General features: G+C 63.7%; 17 protein-coding genes and 1 riboswitch. Of the genes, 8 read left to right on the top strand and 9 right to left on the bottom strand.

Annotated elements, in window-relative coordinates; translation table 11 throughout:
- Positions 1-48: 48 nt before the first annotated feature.
- Positions 49-591, bottom strand: a complete 543-nt coding sequence (hpt, locus tag ASD12_RS07770; RefSeq protein WP_056583612.1) for a hypoxanthine phosphoribosyltransferase — start codon at positions 589-591, stop codon at positions 49-51.
- Between the two features lie 24 nt (positions 592-615).
- The gene (locus ASD12_RS07775; protein ID WP_056583618.1) at positions 616-1,260 is read right to left on the bottom strand and encodes a hypothetical protein; all 645 of its coding nucleotides are present in this window, start codon (positions 1,258-1,260) and stop codon (positions 616-618) included.
- Between the two features lie 192 nt (positions 1,261-1,452).
- Here ASD12_RS07775 and ftsE point away from each other — a divergent pair, with 192 nt between their 5' ends.
- The 3 genes from ftsE to ASD12_RS07790 all read left to right on the top strand — a co-directional run bounded on the left by ftsE (position 1,453) and on the right by ASD12_RS07790 (position 3,899).
- Positions 1,453-2,112 (top strand): cell division ATP-binding protein FtsE, encoded by a 660-nt coding sequence (ftsE, locus tag ASD12_RS07780; protein WP_010911739.1) that lies wholly within the window; start codon positions 1,453-1,455, stop codon positions 2,110-2,112.
- Positions 2,105-3,100 (top strand): ABC transporter permease, encoded by a 996-nt coding sequence (locus ASD12_RS07785; RefSeq protein WP_056583622.1) that lies wholly within the window; start codon positions 2,105-2,107, stop codon positions 3,098-3,100. The genes ftsE and ASD12_RS07785 overlap by 8 nt, the downstream gene beginning before the upstream one ends.
- A gap of 73 nt (positions 3,101-3,173) precedes the next feature.
- Entirely contained in the window at positions 3,174-3,899 is a 726-nt protein-coding gene (locus tag ASD12_RS07790; RefSeq protein WP_056583625.1) for a YdcF family protein, read from the top strand.
- Positions 3,900-3,903: 4 nt separating this feature from the next.
- Here ASD12_RS07790 and ASD12_RS07795 read toward each other — a convergent pair whose 3' ends face one another.
- Positions 3,904-4,554, bottom strand: coding sequence for a pyridoxamine 5'-phosphate oxidase family protein (locus tag ASD12_RS07795; protein ID WP_056583628.1), 651 nt, complete (start codon positions 4,552-4,554; stop codon positions 3,904-3,906).
- 86 nt (positions 4,555-4,640) lie between these two features.
- Complete coding sequence (locus ASD12_RS07800) at positions 4,641-5,111, bottom strand: DUF1348 family protein (protein WP_056583639.1); 471 nt, start codon at positions 5,109-5,111, stop codon at positions 4,641-4,643.
- Between the two features lie 308 nt (positions 5,112-5,419).
- Between ASD12_RS07800 and ASD12_RS07805 the strand changes: the two genes are divergently transcribed.
- On the top strand, positions 5,420-6,220 hold the full coding sequence (locus tag ASD12_RS07805) for a 1-acyl-sn-glycerol-3-phosphate acyltransferase (RefSeq protein ID WP_056583650.1): 801 nt from the start codon (positions 5,420-5,422) through the stop codon (positions 6,218-6,220).
- A 25-nt stretch (positions 6,221-6,245) separates the two neighbouring features.
- Here ASD12_RS07805 and ASD12_RS07810 read toward each other — a convergent pair whose 3' ends face one another.
- From ASD12_RS07810 to ASD12_RS07820, 3 genes are all read right to left on the bottom strand, one after another.
- The gene (locus tag ASD12_RS07810; RefSeq protein WP_056583654.1) at positions 6,246-6,872 is read right to left on the bottom strand and encodes a LysE family translocator; all 627 of its coding nucleotides are present in this window, start codon (positions 6,870-6,872) and stop codon (positions 6,246-6,248) included.
- Positions 6,873-6,964: 92 nt separating this feature from the next.
- Positions 6,965-7,912, bottom strand: coding sequence for an aldo/keto reductase (locus ASD12_RS07815; protein ID WP_056583658.1), 948 nt, complete (start codon positions 7,910-7,912; stop codon positions 6,965-6,967).
- A 121-nt stretch (positions 7,913-8,033) separates the two neighbouring features.
- Positions 8,034-8,555 (bottom strand): gamma-glutamylcyclotransferase, encoded by a 522-nt coding sequence (locus ASD12_RS07820; RefSeq protein WP_056583661.1) that lies wholly within the window; start codon positions 8,553-8,555, stop codon positions 8,034-8,036.
- A 150-nt stretch (positions 8,556-8,705) separates the two neighbouring features.
- Between ASD12_RS07820 and ASD12_RS07825 the strand changes: the two genes are divergently transcribed.
- Positions 8,706-9,704 (top strand): DUF2125 domain-containing protein, encoded by a 999-nt coding sequence (locus ASD12_RS07825; protein ID WP_056583663.1) that lies wholly within the window; start codon positions 8,706-8,708, stop codon positions 9,702-9,704.
- A gap of 7 nt (positions 9,705-9,711) precedes the next feature.
- Positions 9,712-10,635 (top strand): sugar kinase, encoded by a 924-nt coding sequence (locus ASD12_RS07830; protein WP_056583666.1) that lies wholly within the window; start codon positions 9,712-9,714, stop codon positions 10,633-10,635.
- A 6-nt stretch (positions 10,636-10,641) separates the two neighbouring features.
- On the opposite strand, the gene ASD12_RS07835 is transcribed toward ASD12_RS07830, so the two are convergent.
- Both ASD12_RS07835 and hisC read right to left on the bottom strand, forming a co-directional pair.
- A complete protein-coding gene (locus ASD12_RS07835) occupies positions 10,642-11,577 on the bottom strand; it encodes a prephenate/arogenate dehydrogenase family protein (protein WP_200950992.1) in 936 nt (311 codons plus the stop codon).
- A gap of 6 nt (positions 11,578-11,583) precedes the next feature.
- Complete coding sequence (hisC, locus tag ASD12_RS07840) at positions 11,584-12,693, bottom strand: histidinol-phosphate transaminase (RefSeq protein WP_056583902.1); 1,110 nt, start codon at positions 12,691-12,693, stop codon at positions 11,584-11,586.
- A gap of 138 nt (positions 12,694-12,831) precedes the next feature.
- Positions 12,832-12,909, top strand: a riboswitch (SAM riboswitch).
- A 114-nt stretch (positions 12,910-13,023) separates the two neighbouring features.
- Between hisC and ASD12_RS07845 the strand changes: the two genes are divergently transcribed.
- Complete coding sequence (locus ASD12_RS07845; RefSeq protein ID WP_056583906.1) at positions 13,024-14,193, top strand: homoserine O-acetyltransferase; 1,170 nt, start codon at positions 13,024-13,026, stop codon at positions 14,191-14,193.
- Positions 14,190-14,804: a methionine biosynthesis protein MetW gene (metW, locus tag ASD12_RS07850; RefSeq protein WP_023757246.1), complete on the top strand. Its 615-nt coding sequence runs from the start codon at positions 14,190-14,192 to the stop codon at positions 14,802-14,804. The genes ASD12_RS07845 and metW overlap by 4 nt, the downstream gene beginning before the upstream one ends.
- The last annotated feature ends 10 nt before the right edge of the window (positions 14,805-14,814 follow it).

Genomic DNA, 14,814 nt, shown 5'->3' on the forward strand with positions numbered 1-14,814 from the left:
TGACTTTTCCTGAAGGAGCGCAGCATCGCCAAGCATTTTTGATGCCGCTCAGACATCCCCTTTGACGACGCCGACAAACGGCAGCTCACGAAAAGCGTGGGCAACGTCCATGCCGTAGCCGACGACGAAATAGTCGGGGCAGTCGAAGCCGACATAGTCGGCATTGAGCGCGGTCTGGCGGCGCATGCGCTTGTCGAGCAGCACGGCGATGGAACAGCTCTTGGCGCCCCGCGACAGCATCAGATCGCGGGTGAAGCTCAGCGTCTTGCCCGATTCGAGAATGTCGTCGATCAACAGCACGTCGCGGCCGGCGACCTCATTGTCGATGTCGCGCAGCACCCTCACCTCGCCGCTGGTGGTGCCGGCGCCGTAGCTGGAGATGAAGATGAACTCGACCTCGGGCGACAGGCCGACATCGTGCATGGCGCGAATGAGATCGGCGGCGAAGATGAACGAGCCCTTCAGCACCGAGATCACCAGCAGATCGTGATAGTCGTGGCCGGCGATCTCCTTGGCGAGCTCGAGATTGCGCCGCGCGATCGCCGATGCCGAAAACAGGACTTCGATGTCCTTGCCGCGCACGATGGGCATTGGTGGTCTTCCCCCGGTGATCGCCTATTGGGCGAAAGTAACCAAAATGGTTCTTACGCCGTTCTTAGGCACGTCGAGCCGGCTGGCAAAGCCGAATCTTTCACCGGACGCCAGCACACGGCCGGATGTCCCCAACGTATAGCGGGTTGTGCGCCCGTCATTGCCGGTCACCCGGATTTCGAGCGGCGGCAGTTGCACTGGTTTCGCACCGTCATTGGCGGCCTCGCCATCGACGTACAGCGCGGGGCTCGCCCCGGAGGCATCGACGCGTGACGTGACGCCTGAAATGCTGAGCGCCGACACCTGCGCGCCGGACAGGAACGGCACCTGGCGCACCAGCGCGTGCCCGCCGGAAACCCAGAAGGCGGCCAACGCGGCGCCGATGCCAGCGATCCAGAAGATCGGCCCGCCGCGCAAGGCCGGCGGCCGTTCCGTCGCGGCCTCGGGCTTGCGCAACATGTCCATGCCCTTGATGGGCGGTGTGACGATCGCGCGCGGCGGCGGCGAAACGCTTTCCATGGCGGGGACAAGACGCGGCATCACCACGTAGTCGGCATCGACGATGTCGGCAGCCGAACCACGCATGAACCGGTCCGTAGCGGCAATTGCCGCCGGATCGGTCATGATTTCGCCGGAAACCGGGCGCGCGGTTCGATCGTCAGCCATCATGGCCCCAGCATTGCAGCACGTGTTCGCTTTTCGTTTCTTTTGCGTAAACACAAATGGTTAACGCTTCCCCACCGGAGCCCTCGTGACGAGCCGAAACAACTCAGGAATTAACCGCCGGTTAACCATGCCGGCCGATGGTCTTTACCCAGAACAGGCCGGCTTGCTGCCGCCAAGAAATTCAGGTCGTCGAAATTGATTCGTTTCGAAAATGTCGGCCTCCGCTATGGCATGGGTCCGGAAATCCTCCGCGACATCTCCCTGCACATCCCGGAGCGCTCCTTCCAGTTCCTCAGCGGCCCTTCGGGCGCCGGCAAGACGACCTTGTTGCGCCTGCTGTTCATGTCGCTGAAGCCGACGCGCGGGCTGATCACCATCTTCGGCAAGGATCGCTCGCGCATCTCGCGTACCGAACTGCCGCATCTGCGCCGCCGCATCGGCGTGGTGTTCCAGGATTTTCGCCTGCTCGACCACATGACCACCTACGAGAACGTCGCGCTGCCGTTGCGCGTACGCGGGCGCGAGGAGGCGAGCTACCGCACCGATGTCACCGAATTGTTGAAGTGGGTCGGGCTGGGCGAACGCATGCATGTGCTGCCGCCGGTTCTGTCCGGCGGCGAGAAACAGCGCGCCGCGATCGCGCGGGCGCTGATCGAGCAGCCGGAAATCCTGCTGGCCGACGAGCCGACCGGCAATGTCGATCCGCCGCTGGCGCGACGTCTGCTGCGGCTGTTCATCGAGCTCAACCGTCTGGGCACCGCCGTGGTGATCGCCACCCACGACCTCGGCCTGATGGAACAGGTCGACGCGCGCCGCATGATCCTGGCCGGCGGAAGGCTGGACATCTATGACTGAGCTGTCCGCCGACCATCTTGTGGAACGAGAGCAGGACGCCGAGGCGACCGAGGCAAAGCCGCGCGCCCAGCGCAGGATGGCGCCGATCGTGCCGGCGCAGAACATAGCCGGCCGGGCGCTGGTGCTGGTCATCGCCATCATGACCTTCCTGTCCTGCCTGACCTTCGGCGCGGTGACGCTGGTGCGCGACACGGCTTCCGTCTGGGAGAACCAGATTTCGCGCGAGGCGACGATCCAGATCAAGCCGGTCGACGGCCTCGACATGGAGGCAGCCCTTGCCCAGGCCTCGCAGATCGCCGGCGAGTTTCCCGGCGTCAAGGCGACCCGGATCATCGATCGCGAAGCGACCGCGCGGCTCCTGGAGCCGTGGCTGGGCTCTGGCCTCAACATCGACGAGCTGCCGGTGCCGCGCCTGATCATCGTCACCATCGACGAGAACAGCCCGCCTGATTTCGCCGCCATGCGCGCCGCGATCACGCCGAAACTGCCGAGTGCATCGCTCGACGATCACCGCACCTGGGTCGACCGGCTGGTCGCCATGGCCCGCACCACGGTGACCATCGGCATCGCCGTGCTGGCGCTGATGCTGTCGGCGACGGTGCTGACGGTGGTGTTCGCCACACGCGGCGCCATGGCCGGCAACGGCCACATCATCGAGGTGCTGCATTTCGTCGGCGCCGAGGCACAATTCATCGCACGCGAATTCCGCCGACATTTCCTGGTGACCGGCATGAAGGGCGCGGCGGCTGGCGGTGCCGCGGCAGTGCTCGTCTTCATCGTCTTTTCCTGTTGGTCGTCGCGCAATATGGCGACGCCGCAGGCCGACCAGGCGACCGCCCTGTTCGGCAATTTCGCAATCGGGTCGGCGGGCTATCTCGGTGTCGTCTTGATGGTGCTGGTGATCGGCGGGCTCACGGCTGCCACGTCCCACGCCACCGTCGTTGCCTATCTCAGCGACATCGAAGTCCGCCAACCGGATGCAGGGTGATCACGGATGGAGAATTCACGTAACGCAAAGTGCGTCTTTTACCTACCCAAGGCCGCATTTCAGGACTAACCATATGGCGATGGACGCGCGGGATTCGACCGGTACGGCTGGACAGATGCCAGTGGTGGTTGCCCGTTCGCATGACCGCCGCACGGTGAGCCGTCTGAGGGCCGTGTTGCGTATATCCGCTCTCTCTGTGCTCGTCCTCGCAACTTTGTTTGCCGGCGGCTTCGGCTGGTTCGCCAACAAGGTCAGCCATCTGACGACGCCGGCCAATCCGGCCAGGGCAGACGCTATCATCGTGCTGACCGGCGGCCAGTCCCGCCTCGACGCCGCGATGGATCTGCTGGCGTCCGGCAAGGGCGAGCGGTTGCTGATCAGCGGCGTGCATCCTTCCGCCAGCCGTCGCCAGTTGCAGGCGGCGACCGGTGGCGACAAGCGGCTGTTCTCCTGCTGCGTCGACATCGACCGCGCCGCGCTCGACACGATCGGCAATGCCGAGGAAAGCGCCAAATGGGTCGAGAGCCACGCCTATGGCACAGTGATCCTCGTCACCAACAATTATCATATGCCGCGCAGCCTGCTTGAGATGGGCCGGCTGCTGCATGGCGCCAAGCTCGAGCCCTATCCGGTGGTCAATTCCAACCTCGACAATGGCGGCTGGCTGACCAAGCCGCGGGCGTTGCGCGTGCTGTTCACCGAATACAACAAATATCTGCTGGCGCTCGCACGCGGCATCGTGCCGGTCAAGCCGACGCCCAACGGTATCGCGCTGGCCGAAACCGCTGCCGGCGGCTGAACCATTATTCCCCGGCGGCCGCGCCTGCCCCGGCGGCGGCGCCTGAATTCCCCTTGAGCCGTGCGACCTCCTGTTCGAGGCGCTCGATCCGCTTATCTCGCTCGCCGAGTGCGGCCGCCACGTCGGCCGCCTCGAACCGTTGCGGGATATGCTGAGGACAATTGGCATCCCAGGCCGAGACCGTGAACAGGATGACCTGCTCGGGGCGCGCCTTGTAATCCTGTGGCATCAGCTTCGCCATCAACTCGGCATCGTTCTCGACGACGCGCGCCGTGCCCCAGAGCTTGATGCGCTGGCGGTGCATATAGTCGATGAGGAACAGGAAGGCCTGCGGGTTGTCGGCCAGATTGCCCTGCGTGATGAACTGCCGGTTGCCAGCAAAATCCGCGAAGCCGATCATGTTTTCATCCAGTACCTTGAGGAAGCCGGCGGGTCCACCGCGATGCTGGATGTAGGGCTGGCCCTCGCCATTGGCCGTCGACAGGAAGACGCTGGTCTGCATCTCGATGAAGGCAGCAAGGTCAGGGGTGACGACAGCTTGCCAGCCGCCACGCTCCTCGACGCGGGCATAGGATTGGCGCGAGCCCTTGCGGGCCTGGATCGCCTTGACCGTCGGCGTGAAGGCGACGTCGCTGGTGAAAGCATGCGCGTTCATCGAAACCTCCTTGCCCGGAACAGGGCCTACGATGGTTCACGCAATTCCGGACGGAAAACCCGTTTCACATTTTTCCTGGAATTGTTCTAAAGCCCGAGTTCAGACAGTGTTGGGTGATCGTCCGGACGGCGGCCGAGCGGCCAATGATACTTACGATCAGCCTCGCCGATCGGCAGGTCGTTGATGCTGGCGATGCGCAGGCGCATCAGCCCGTGTTCGTCGAATTCCCAATTCTCATTGCCATAACTGCGGAACCATGAACCGCTGTCGTCGCGCCATTCATAGGCGAAGCGCACGGCGATGCGATTGCCGTGGAAAGCCCAGATCTCCTTGATCAGCCGGTAGTCGAGTTCCCTGCTCCATTTTCGCGTCAGGAAAGCCTGGATGGCATCGCGGCCTTGCAGGAATTCGGCACGGTTGCGCCAGCGGCTGTCCGTCGTATAGGCAAGCGCGACCCGTGCCGGGTCGCGCGAGTTCCAGGCATCCTCGGCCATGCGCACCTTCTGCGCTGCGGTCTCGGCGGTGAACGGCGGCAGTGGCGGGCGGGCTTCGGACATGACAACTCCTTTACGAGGCCATGCTACAGGCAGGCCGACAGACGCGATATAATGCCTTCCATCATTCAAATGCAGATGACATATTCGTAACCTGTCCTTCCATTTTCTGGAAGAAATTATAGATCGCCTCGAAGCCATGTCGCTCTTTCCCCACGCGTGAAGGAGCGATTGGCGCGACTGATGTAGCGGAACCGGACCGGTCACCGATCGACGGATCGCTCTCTTCGCCGTTCAGAGTGCCCGGAGGCCATTTCCTTTTTCCCCGTGCTTGGTGTAACCAACGCACACCTCCTCACCGGGCCTCCCCAATGCTCTATGTCCGATCGCTGACGTTCAATTTCGTCTTCTACGTCAACCTGATCGTCCAGATGATCCTCTGGACCCCCTATTATTTCCTGTCGCCCCGTCACCGCGCCTGGTTCGTGCCCAAATTCTGGTCGCGCACCTCGATGTGGCTCTATGGCAAGATCGCCGGAACGAAGAGCGACATCACCGGCCAGGAAAACCTGCCCGAAGGCTCCTTCATCCTGGCGCCCAAGCACCAGTCGTTCTGGGACGCGATCGCCTTCTTCCCCTTCCTTCAGGACCCACTCTACATCCTCAAGCGCGAGCTGACCTGGATCCCGTTCTTTGGCTGGTACATCATGAAGATGCGCATGATCCCGGTTCATCGCGGCAGCCGTTCGAAGGCGCTGAAGGCCGTGGTCGCCGCGACCAAGGAGGAGATGGCGCGCAATCCCCGCCAGTTGATCATCTATCCCGAGGGCACGCGCCGTGCGCCGGGCGACGAACCGGCCTACAAATACGGCATCGTCGAAATCTATGCACAGCTTGGCGTCCCGGTGGTGCCGGTCGCCCATGTCGCCGGTCTCTATTGGCCGCGCCGCAAATTCCTGCGCTATCCCGGCACCATCAAGGCGCGCTTCCTGCCGCCGATTCCACCGGGACTGGGCAAGGAAGAATTCATGGCCCGGCTGATCGGTGAAACCGAGGCCGCCTGCGACCAGTTCCTGATTGATGCGGCGCGCGGCCCGAACCCACCTGCCTTGCCGCCGACGGCGGTGAAAAGGCTGCAAGAGTTGGATGCGGCTGCAAGAACCAAAGTCTGAACCGGAAGTCTCCGGCCGGCAGGTCTCAGCCGAACACGGCCAGCGCGGTGGTCAACACCAGCGTCGCGGCAAAGACCAGATTGATGATCCGCGAGGCCGCCGGCCGGCGCAGGAAGCGCGCGAACGCTGCCCCCGCGACAAGCCACAGAGCATGGATGGCAACGATCATCAGGGCGAGAACCGCCAGATTCAGCCACAGACCAAGCTCAGCAGCGTCCAGTTTCGACGAAGCACCGGCGAACACGGCGGCGATCGCCACATAGGCCTTTGGATTGGCGATCGCGAGAAGAAACCCGGCCAGCCATGTTGGACGCGAAGCCCCGGCGGCGCGCGTCGCCAGCGGCGGCGCCGTCGCGATCTTGAAGGCGAGATAGAGGATGTAGGCCGTGGAAGCGACAGCCAGCAACGGCGCTAGCTTCGGCACCGACATCAGCACCGCCATGACCCCGGTCGCGACGACCAAAAGCACGGTGATCGTGCCCAGGATGATGCCCCAGGCATAGCCCAGCGAGTGGCGCAAACCACAGGCCGCACCGACCGCGGTGACGCTTATCGTTGCCGGTCCCGGGCTGCCCATGACGACGGCCGAGGCAAGCACCAGCGCGAGCAGCTGACGCCAAAGGTCCGGCTGCAAAAGAAGCGGCTCAGTCATCTCACCCTCTGCCTTGCCCCGTGCAAAGGGACGGTATGGCAAGGCAAGAGGGTCGTCTTGGACGTTCGTGCGAGGAGCGGCCGCCGAAAACGTTAGCCGCTCGCTTTGTCGAGTTCGGCCATGTCGGCGGCGCTCAGTTTCAGCGACGCCGCCTTGATCAGGCTGTCCATCTGCTCGGGTTTGGTGGCGCTAGCGATCGGCGCGGTGACGCCTGGCCGTGCGATAACCCAGGCAAGCGCCACCTCAGCCTGCTTGACCGAATGCCTGGCAGACACCGCATCAAGCGCTGCAAGGATGCGCATGCCGCGCGCATTGAGGTAGTCTTTCACCCCACCGCCACGCGGGCTTTGGCCGAGATCGGCCTCGCTGCGGTATTTGCCGCTGAGAAAACCCTTGGCCAGGCTGAAATAGGTAATGACGCCAATGTCTTCGGCCACGCACAGATCGCGCAGCGGGCCGTCAAAGGACGAGCGATCGTAGAGATTGTATTCCGGCTGCAGCACCTCGTAGCGCGGCAGGCTGCGCAGGCTGGCCACATCGAGCGCGGCACGCAACTGGCCGGCATCGAGGTTCGAGCAGCCAGCATAGCGGATCTTGCCCTTGGCGAGCAGCTTCTCGTAAGCGCCGAGCGTTTCCTCATAGGGCGTCGTCGGGTCTGGCCAATGTGACAGATAGAGGTCGATGACATCGGTCCGGAGCCGCTTCAGCGATGCGTCGACGGCCTTTTCGATGTATGCGGCGGACAGGTCCTTGTGCCCCTGCCCCATATCCGAACCGACCTTGGTGATCACCACGACCTTGTCACGATTGCCACGGTCTTTCATCCACTTACCGATGATGGTTTCCGACTCACCGCCCTTGTGACCGGAGACCCAGCGCGAATAAGCGTCCGCCGTATCGACGGCATTGAGGCCGGCGCCGACGAAACGGTCGAGCAGGTCGAACGAGGTTTTCTCGTCGGCGGTCCAGCCGAAGACGTTGCCGCCCAGGACCAGCGGCGCGATGGACAGGTCGGTACGACCGAGGCGGCGTTTCTGCAAGGCGGATCTCCGGGATGATTGGGGCGGACGAATGGCGACCGCGCGCTGAGGTTCGTGGTCTAACCTAGGTCTTGCCTGATCGAGGTCAAAGGCCTGGCCGGCTTTTTCCGCAGAGCCAGCTTCACAAAGGCGCGACCTGCCTGGCGACATCCTCCAGCCAGTGGTCGCGGATGCCCAGCGCCTCGAGATGCTCCAGCGTGCTGAGCACATAGTCCTCGTTGTTGCCGGACTGGCCGACCGCGCCGCGCACCACGGCCGCCGCATCCGCCGCATCGAGTGCGCCGGCATATTGCTCATGCTGGCGGTCGACGATGTAGGCTACAGCGTCGACTGTGCTACCGCCGTCTAGGCGAATCTTGAGCAAGCGCTCGAGATAGACGTTGGTGACCAGCTCGCGCTCGCGCAGATAGGTGATGGCCTCGTCGCGCAAGTCGCCGGGAACGCGGAACGCCAGGCCGATGCAGGAGCCGCCGCGGTCGAGGCCGAGCACCAGCCCCGGTCGTTCACGCGTGCCGCGATGCACGAAGGAATAGACGCAGAGCGACCGGCGGTAGCCATGCAGGCGAGCGCGTTGGGTCTCGACATGCGCGAAACCCGGCCGCCAGATCAGCGAACCATAGCCAAACACCCAAAAATCGCCCATATCGCCGCGCCTGATTGCAAAAGATGCCAACACCGCACCGGGACCGATGTTTTTTCTGCCCGTCCCGTCTAACTATTCGTCTCTGTCTACCTATCGTTGGCGGAATCGACTGTCCGTCCGCAACACCCATGCGTTAACGAGAGCCAAAGCATGACGTCAAGTGACGAACGCCAGCCGAGTAACCGTCGCCGCCTGTTGTGGCTTGCCGCGTTCATCGTTGTGCTGTTTGCCATCTACAGCGGCGGCTGGTTCTATCTGGCCGACCGCGTCAGGAATGAGGCCGACAAGGCGGTTGCCACGCTCAACAAGACCGGTGTCGAAGCCGGCTGCGCCAATCTGCAAGTCAGCGGCTATCCCCTGAGCTTTACCGTCTCCTGCGACAACCTGGCCTACGAGGACGATGCCAGGAACATCGCCGCTTCGGCCGGTAGCTTCAACGCGGCCGCCCAGATCATCCGGCCTCTGTCACCGGTTGCCAATCTGCGCGGTCCGCTCAGGACCTCCGTTCCGGACATGGTGCCGCTCTGGATCGACTGGGACAATCTGCAAGCCAACGTCAAATTGTGGTGGCCGCTGCCGCGGCGGATTTCTCTGGAAGCGGAGGGCCTGTCCGGCCAGACCGATCCGGCCGACGACACCGATCCGGTGCAACTGTTCAGCGCCGGCAAGGCATCAGGTCAGTTGCAGCCGAATGGCAAGGACATTGACTATATCGGCAGTTTTGGCGATCTGGAGATCGATCCCAATGCGATCGGCGGGCGCGTGCTGCCGGCGCTCGACGTCAGCGGCGACGTCACGCTAAAGAACGGCGTCGCGCTGATCGGCACGCAGGTGAAGAGCCTGCGCGGCCAGGCGATCGAAATCCGCAGCCTCGACCTGTCGTCGGGGACGGCGCGCATCACTGTTTCGGGACCGCTCTCGGTCGATGCCGAGGGCCTGATCAACGCCAATCTGATGATCAGGCTGAAGGACCCGAAGGCGGTGGCGGCCATCCTGGGCGCCGCCATAACGGAGCAGAAAAGCCAGATCGAGCAGGGCTTTGCCGCCCTGGCGGTGCTCGGCAACGAACCGTCGATGCCGCTGAAGGTGGTCAAGGGCAAGGCCTCGCTCGGCTTCATTCCGCTGGGCAAGATCAAGCCGGTGGAATAGCGCTGCCATGGCAAGACCCGTGAAGCTGCTGAGCGTTGGCGCACTGACGCTGGACACCATCCTGCGTGTCGAGACATTGCCCGTGCATCAGGGCAAGTTCATCGCCTCCGATGGAGTCCAGATCGCCTCGGGCATGGCCACGAGCGCTGCCTGCGCAGCCCACCGCCTGGGCGCCGATGTATCGCTGTGGGCGAGTGCCGGCGACGATACCGTCGCCGACCAGCTCATCGCCGGCATCGAGGCCGAAGGCGTCGATTGCACCTTTGTGCGCCGCGTCAGAGGCGCGAGCTCGGCGCTGGCCTCGATCCTGGTCGACGCGCATGGCGAGCGCATCATCGTGCCGTTCTATGACAGGCTTGCCCAGGCCGATCCCGAAGCCTTGCCGGTCGCTAACCTCATGGCATTCGACGCCGTACTGGTCGATGTCCGCTGGCCGGGTGCGGCGGCACTTGCCCTGAAGGCGGCGCGGACCGGTGGCCGTCCGGCGATCCTCGATGCCGACACCGCGCCGCTGGAGGTCCTGGAACAGCTGTTGCCGCTCGCCACGCACATCGTCGCTTCGGAGCCGGCGGCGCGCATTGTCTGCGGCCAGGCGCTCGATCCGGAAACGGCTTGCGCCGATCTCGCCAGCCGCACTGACGCCTTTGTCGCGGTGACCGGCGGCGCGGCGGGGAGTTGGTGGCACGACCGTTCCGCAGGCTGTGTGCGCCATGTCGCGGCGCCGAGGATCAACGCGGTGGATACGCTCGCCGCCGGCGATGTCTTTCATGGCGCCTTCGCCGTCGGGCTGGCGGAAGCCATGCCGGTCGAGCAGGCTTTGCGCTTTGCCAGTGCGGCCGCCGCGCTCAAATGCCTGCGCTTCGGCGGCAGGCTGGGCGCGCCGAACCGCGCCGAGACTCTGGCCATGGTTGCCGCGACCTGGCCTGCCTGAAACAGTTCAGCTCTTGGCCGGGTGCTCTACCGCCTGCCGGCCAAAATCGGGCACGTCGATGTCCTGGCCGGCCTCGATGATCGAGCGGCGCACGGCGCGGGTGCGGGTGAACAGGTCGAAGAGTTTTTCGCCATCGCCCCAGCGGATCGCGCGCTGCAGCGACGCCAGATCTTCCGAGAACCGCGCCAGCATTTCGAGGATGGCGTCCTTGTTGTGCAGGCACACATCGCGCCACATGGTCGGGTCGGAAGCGGCAAGGCGGGTGAAGTCGCGAAAGCCGGAAGCGGAATATTTGATTACTTCGGACTTGGTCACCGACTGCAGGTCATCGGCGGTGCCGACGATGTTGTAGGCGATGATGTGCGGCAGGTGCGAGACGATGGCCAGCGTCATGTCGTGATGCTGGGGATCCATCGTGTCGATGTTGGCGCCGCAGCGGCGCCAGAATTCCGACAGCCTTTCCAGCGCATCCGGGTCGGTGTCGGGCAGCGGTGTGAAGATGCACCAGCGATTGTCGAACAGGTCGGCGAAACCGGCATCGGGGCCGGATTTTTCCGTGCCCGCCAGTGGGTGGCCGGGAATGAAATGGACGCCGGCTGGCACATAAGGCTGCATCTGCGCGATGACCGATGCCTTGGTCGAGCCGACATCGGTAAGGATCGCACCCTTCTTCAGCGCCGGCGCGATTTCCTCGGCCACCGCGCCGGATGAGCCGACCGGCACCGAGACGATGACCAGATCGGCATCGCGGACCGCCTCTCTTGCATCCGTGGTGTAGGAGGAGCCGAGCCCAAGCTCCTCTGCCCGCGCCAGCGTCGCCGCACTACGGGTCGAGATGACTACGTGACGGGCCAGACCCTCGCGGCGGATGACGCGGGCCAGCGACGAGCCGATCAGGCCGATGCCGACCAGCGCGATCTTCTCAAACATCGGTGATGTCATGGTGTTCTAGCTTTTCAGGAATATCGTGAGAGCGGCGACAACGCCGCGATTGGCCTCTTCGGTGCCGACGGTCATGCGCAGCGCGTTGGGAAAGCCATAGCCGGAAACGCGCCGCAATATATAGCCGCGCGCCGTCAGATAGTCGTCCGCCGCCGCTGCGGAATGTTTCTCATCCTCGGGAAAATGAATGAGGATGAAATTGCCCACGCTGGGCGTCACCCGCAACCCGAGCCCGGCCATCTGTTCGCTCAGCCAGGCCAGCCAGGTTTCGTTGTGCGCCACGCTGCGCTCGACATGGGCGCGGTCGCGGATCGCGGCGATGCCGGCTTCGATCGCCGTCGCATTGACGTTGAAGGGGCCACGCACGCGGTTGATGGCGTCGACGATGTGCATCGGCGCGTACATCCAGCCGATCCGCGCTCCACCAAGGCCTATCTTGGAGAAGGTTCGGGTCATCACCACGTTCTCGGCGCTGCCGACCAGCTCGATGCCGGCTTCGTAGTCGTTGCGCCGAACATATTCGGCATAGGCCGCGTCGAGCACCAGAAGCACGTTCTTCGGCAGTGCGGCATGGAGGCGCCGCACCTCCTGGAACGGCACATAGGTGCCGGTCGGGTTGTTGGGATTGGCGAGGAACACGATCTTGGTGCGCGGCGTGACGGCGGCCAGGATGGCGTCGATATCAGCGCGCTCGTCTTTTTCCTTGATCGTCACCGGAACGGCGCCAGCCGACTGGATGTAGATCTTGTAGACCATGAAGGCGTGTTCGGTGATGACGGCCTCGTCGCCGGGCGCCAGATAGGTCTGCGCCAGCAGGCCGAGGATCTCGTCGGAACCGTTGGAACAGATAATGTTGGCTGGGTTGAGGCCATGCACCTCGGCGATCGCTTCGCGTAGCCGCCTGGCGGTGCCGTCGGGATAGATGTCGAGCTTGCCGGCAATCTCGCGCGCGGCTTCGATCGCCTTCGGCGACGGACCTAGCGGATTCTCGTTCGAGGACAACTTGTAGACCTTGGCGACGCCGACGGGTGCCGTGCTCTTGCCCGGCACATAGGCGTCGATGTCCATGATGCCCGCGCGTGGGGTTGGACGTGCCTTGTCCGGTATCTGGTTCATGTCGCAAAAATCCGTCGAGAGCGCTTCCTGAGGGAAGCCGCAGCGGAAATACAAGCCGTGGCCCGCAATGTCGAGAGGTGACAGCCTCCGGACCAAGGCGGGCCGTTGACGCCGGCGCGCCACAGCCCTAGAAAGGGTACAAACACCCGTGGTGATTTGGCCGGTCGGCTTGCAGCCACGTTAAACAACTTGCTAAAGGGCCGTTTGCATCCTGTAACCGGCTTTGCGACTGCAATGCCGGTTTTTTGTTGTCCGCGCCGGCCGGACACCCACATCGGCATCGATTTTCGAAAAGCACGGTGCGTGGATTCAAAGTGTGAGATGGATGTCATGGCCGTTCTGCGCGCCCGCAAAACCAACAACGAGGCCGACCAGCCGTCGAGCCCGGTTTTGCGTTTTGGGTCCGACAAGCCGCTCAAGCTGGACGCCGGCACGCTGCTGTCGCCGTTCCAGATCGCCTACCAGACCTACGGCACGCTGAACGATGCTCGCTCCAACGCCATCCTCGTCTGCCACGCACTGACCGGCGACCAGCACGTCGCCAGCACCAATCCGGTGACCGGCAAGCCGGGCTGGTGGGAGGTGCTGATCGGCCCCGGCAAGATCATCGACACCAACCGCTTCTTCGTCATCTGCTCCAACGTCATCGGCGGTTGTCTGGGGTCCACCGGACCTGCCTCGACCAATCCCGCCACCGGCAAGCCCTATGGGCTCGACCTGCCGATCATCACCATCCGTGACATGGTGCGCGCGCAGCAGATGCTGATCGACCATTTCGGCATCGAGAAACTGTTTTGCGTGCTCGGCGGCTCGATGGGCGGCATGCAGGTGCTGGAATGGGCGTCGAGCTATCCGGAGCGCGTCTTCTCGGCGCTGCCGATCGCCACCGGCGCGCGCCATTCCTCGCAGAACATCGCCTTCCACGAGGTCGGCCGGCAAGCCGTCATGGCCGATCCGGACTGGCATGGCGGCAAATATTTCGAGCACGGCAAACGCCCGGAAAAGGGCCTGGCGGTGGCGCGCATGGCCGCCCACATCACCTATCTGTCGGAAGCCGCCCTGCACCGGAAATTCGGCCGCAATCTGCAGGATCGCGAAGCGCTGACCTTCGGCTTCGATGCCGACTTCCAGATCGAAAGCTATCTGCGCCACCAGGGCATGACCTTCGTCGACCGCTTCGACGCCAATTCCTACCTCTACATGACGCGGTCGATGGACTATTTCGACCTCGCCGCCGACCATGGCGGCCGGCTGGCCGACGCCTTCGCCGGCACCAAAACCCGCTTCTGCCTGGTGTCCTTCACCTCGGACTGGCTGTTCCCCACCGAGGAGAGCCGCTCGATCGTGCATGCGCTCAACGCGGCCGGCGCATCGGTATCCTTCGTCGAGATCGAGACCGACCGCGGCCACGATGCCTTCCTGCTCGACGAGCCGGAACTGTTTGCGGCCATCAACGGCTTCATCGGCTCGGCGGCCCGGGCGAGAGGACTCACATCATGAGTGTCAACCGCGACCAGCGCGTCGACCTCGAGGTCGTCGCCAACCTCATCCCGCCACAGTCGCGCGTCCTTGATGTCGGTTCGGGCGACGGCTCGCTGCTCGAGCTGCTTCAGGACACCAAGCAGGTCGACGGCCGTGGGCTTGAGCTGTCGCAGCGCGGCGTCAACGAATGTGTGGCGCGCGGCCTGTCGGTCATACAGGGCGATGCCGACAAGGACCTCGAATTCTATCCCGACAAGGGTTTTGACTTCGTTGTCCTGTCGCAGACGCTGCAGGCCACACGCAACCCGAAGCTGGTGCTCGACGAATTGCTCAGGATCGGCAACCGCGCCATCGTGTCCTTCCCCAATTTCGGTCATTGGAGGGTGCGCCTGTCGCTGTTCATCCAGGGGCGCATGCCGGTGACCAAGGACCTGCCCTATTCCTGGTACGACACGCCCAACATCCACTTCTGCACCATCCGCGACTTCGTCAATTTGTGCGACGAACTCGGCGCGACCGTGGAGAAGGCGACGGCGCTCGACGCCAATGGCCAGAAGATCGGCCTGTCGATGCCGTGGTGGTTCTGGAACTTCTTCGGCCAGCAGGCGGTGTTCTTGCTGAAGCGGTAGTAGCCGCTCG

This window comes from Mesorhizobium sp. Root102, assembly GCF_001425625.1.
In the GTDB taxonomy this organism is placed as follows: Bacteria; Pseudomonadota; Alphaproteobacteria; order Rhizobiales; family Rhizobiaceae; genus Mesorhizobium.

Bases quoted from the DNA above. Each gene is read 5' to 3' on its own strand.
- hpt (WP_056583612.1), bottom strand. From the start codon at position 591: ATGCCCATCGTGCGCGGCAAGGACATCGAAGTCCTGTTTTCGGCATCG.
- ASD12_RS07775 (WP_056583618.1), bottom strand. From the start codon at position 1,260: ATGATGGCTGACGATCGAACCGCGCGCCCGGTTTCCGGCGAAATCATG.
- ASD12_RS07785 (WP_056583622.1), top strand. From the start codon at position 2,105: ATGACTGAGCTGTCCGCCGACCATCTTGTGGAACGAGAGCAGGACGCC.
- ASD12_RS07790 (WP_056583625.1), top strand. From the start codon at position 3,174: ATGGCGATGGACGCGCGGGATTCGACCGGTACGGCTGGACAGATGCCA.
- ASD12_RS07795 (WP_056583628.1), bottom strand. From the start codon at position 4,554: ATGAACGCGCATGCTTTCACCAGCGACGTCGCCTTCACGCCGACGGTC.
- ASD12_RS07800 (WP_056583639.1), bottom strand. From the start codon at position 5,111: ATGTCCGAAGCCCGCCCGCCACTGCCGCCGTTCACCGCCGAGACCGCA.
- ASD12_RS07805 (WP_056583650.1), top strand. From the start codon at position 5,420: ATGCTCTATGTCCGATCGCTGACGTTCAATTTCGTCTTCTACGTCAAC.
- ASD12_RS07810 (WP_056583654.1), bottom strand. From the start codon at position 6,872: ATGACTGAGCCGCTTCTTTTGCAGCCGGACCTTTGGCGTCAGCTGCTC.
- ASD12_RS07820 (WP_056583661.1), bottom strand. From the start codon at position 8,555: ATGGGCGATTTTTGGGTGTTTGGCTATGGTTCGCTGATCTGGCGGCCG.
- ASD12_RS07825 (WP_056583663.1), top strand. From the start codon at position 8,706: ATGACGTCAAGTGACGAACGCCAGCCGAGTAACCGTCGCCGCCTGTTG.
- ASD12_RS07830 (WP_056583666.1), top strand. From the start codon at position 9,712: ATGGCAAGACCCGTGAAGCTGCTGAGCGTTGGCGCACTGACGCTGGAC.
- ASD12_RS07835 (WP_200950992.1), bottom strand. From the start codon at position 11,577: ATGACATCACCGATGTTTGAGAAGATCGCGCTGGTCGGCATCGGCCTG.
- hisC (WP_056583902.1), bottom strand. From the start codon at position 12,693: ATGAACCAGATACCGGACAAGGCACGTCCAACCCCACGCGCGGGCATC.
- ASD12_RS07845 (WP_056583906.1), top strand. From the start codon at position 13,024: ATGGCCGTTCTGCGCGCCCGCAAAACCAACAACGAGGCCGACCAGCCG.
- metW (WP_023757246.1), top strand. From the start codon at position 14,190: ATGAGTGTCAACCGCGACCAGCGCGTCGACCTCGAGGTCGTCGCCAAC.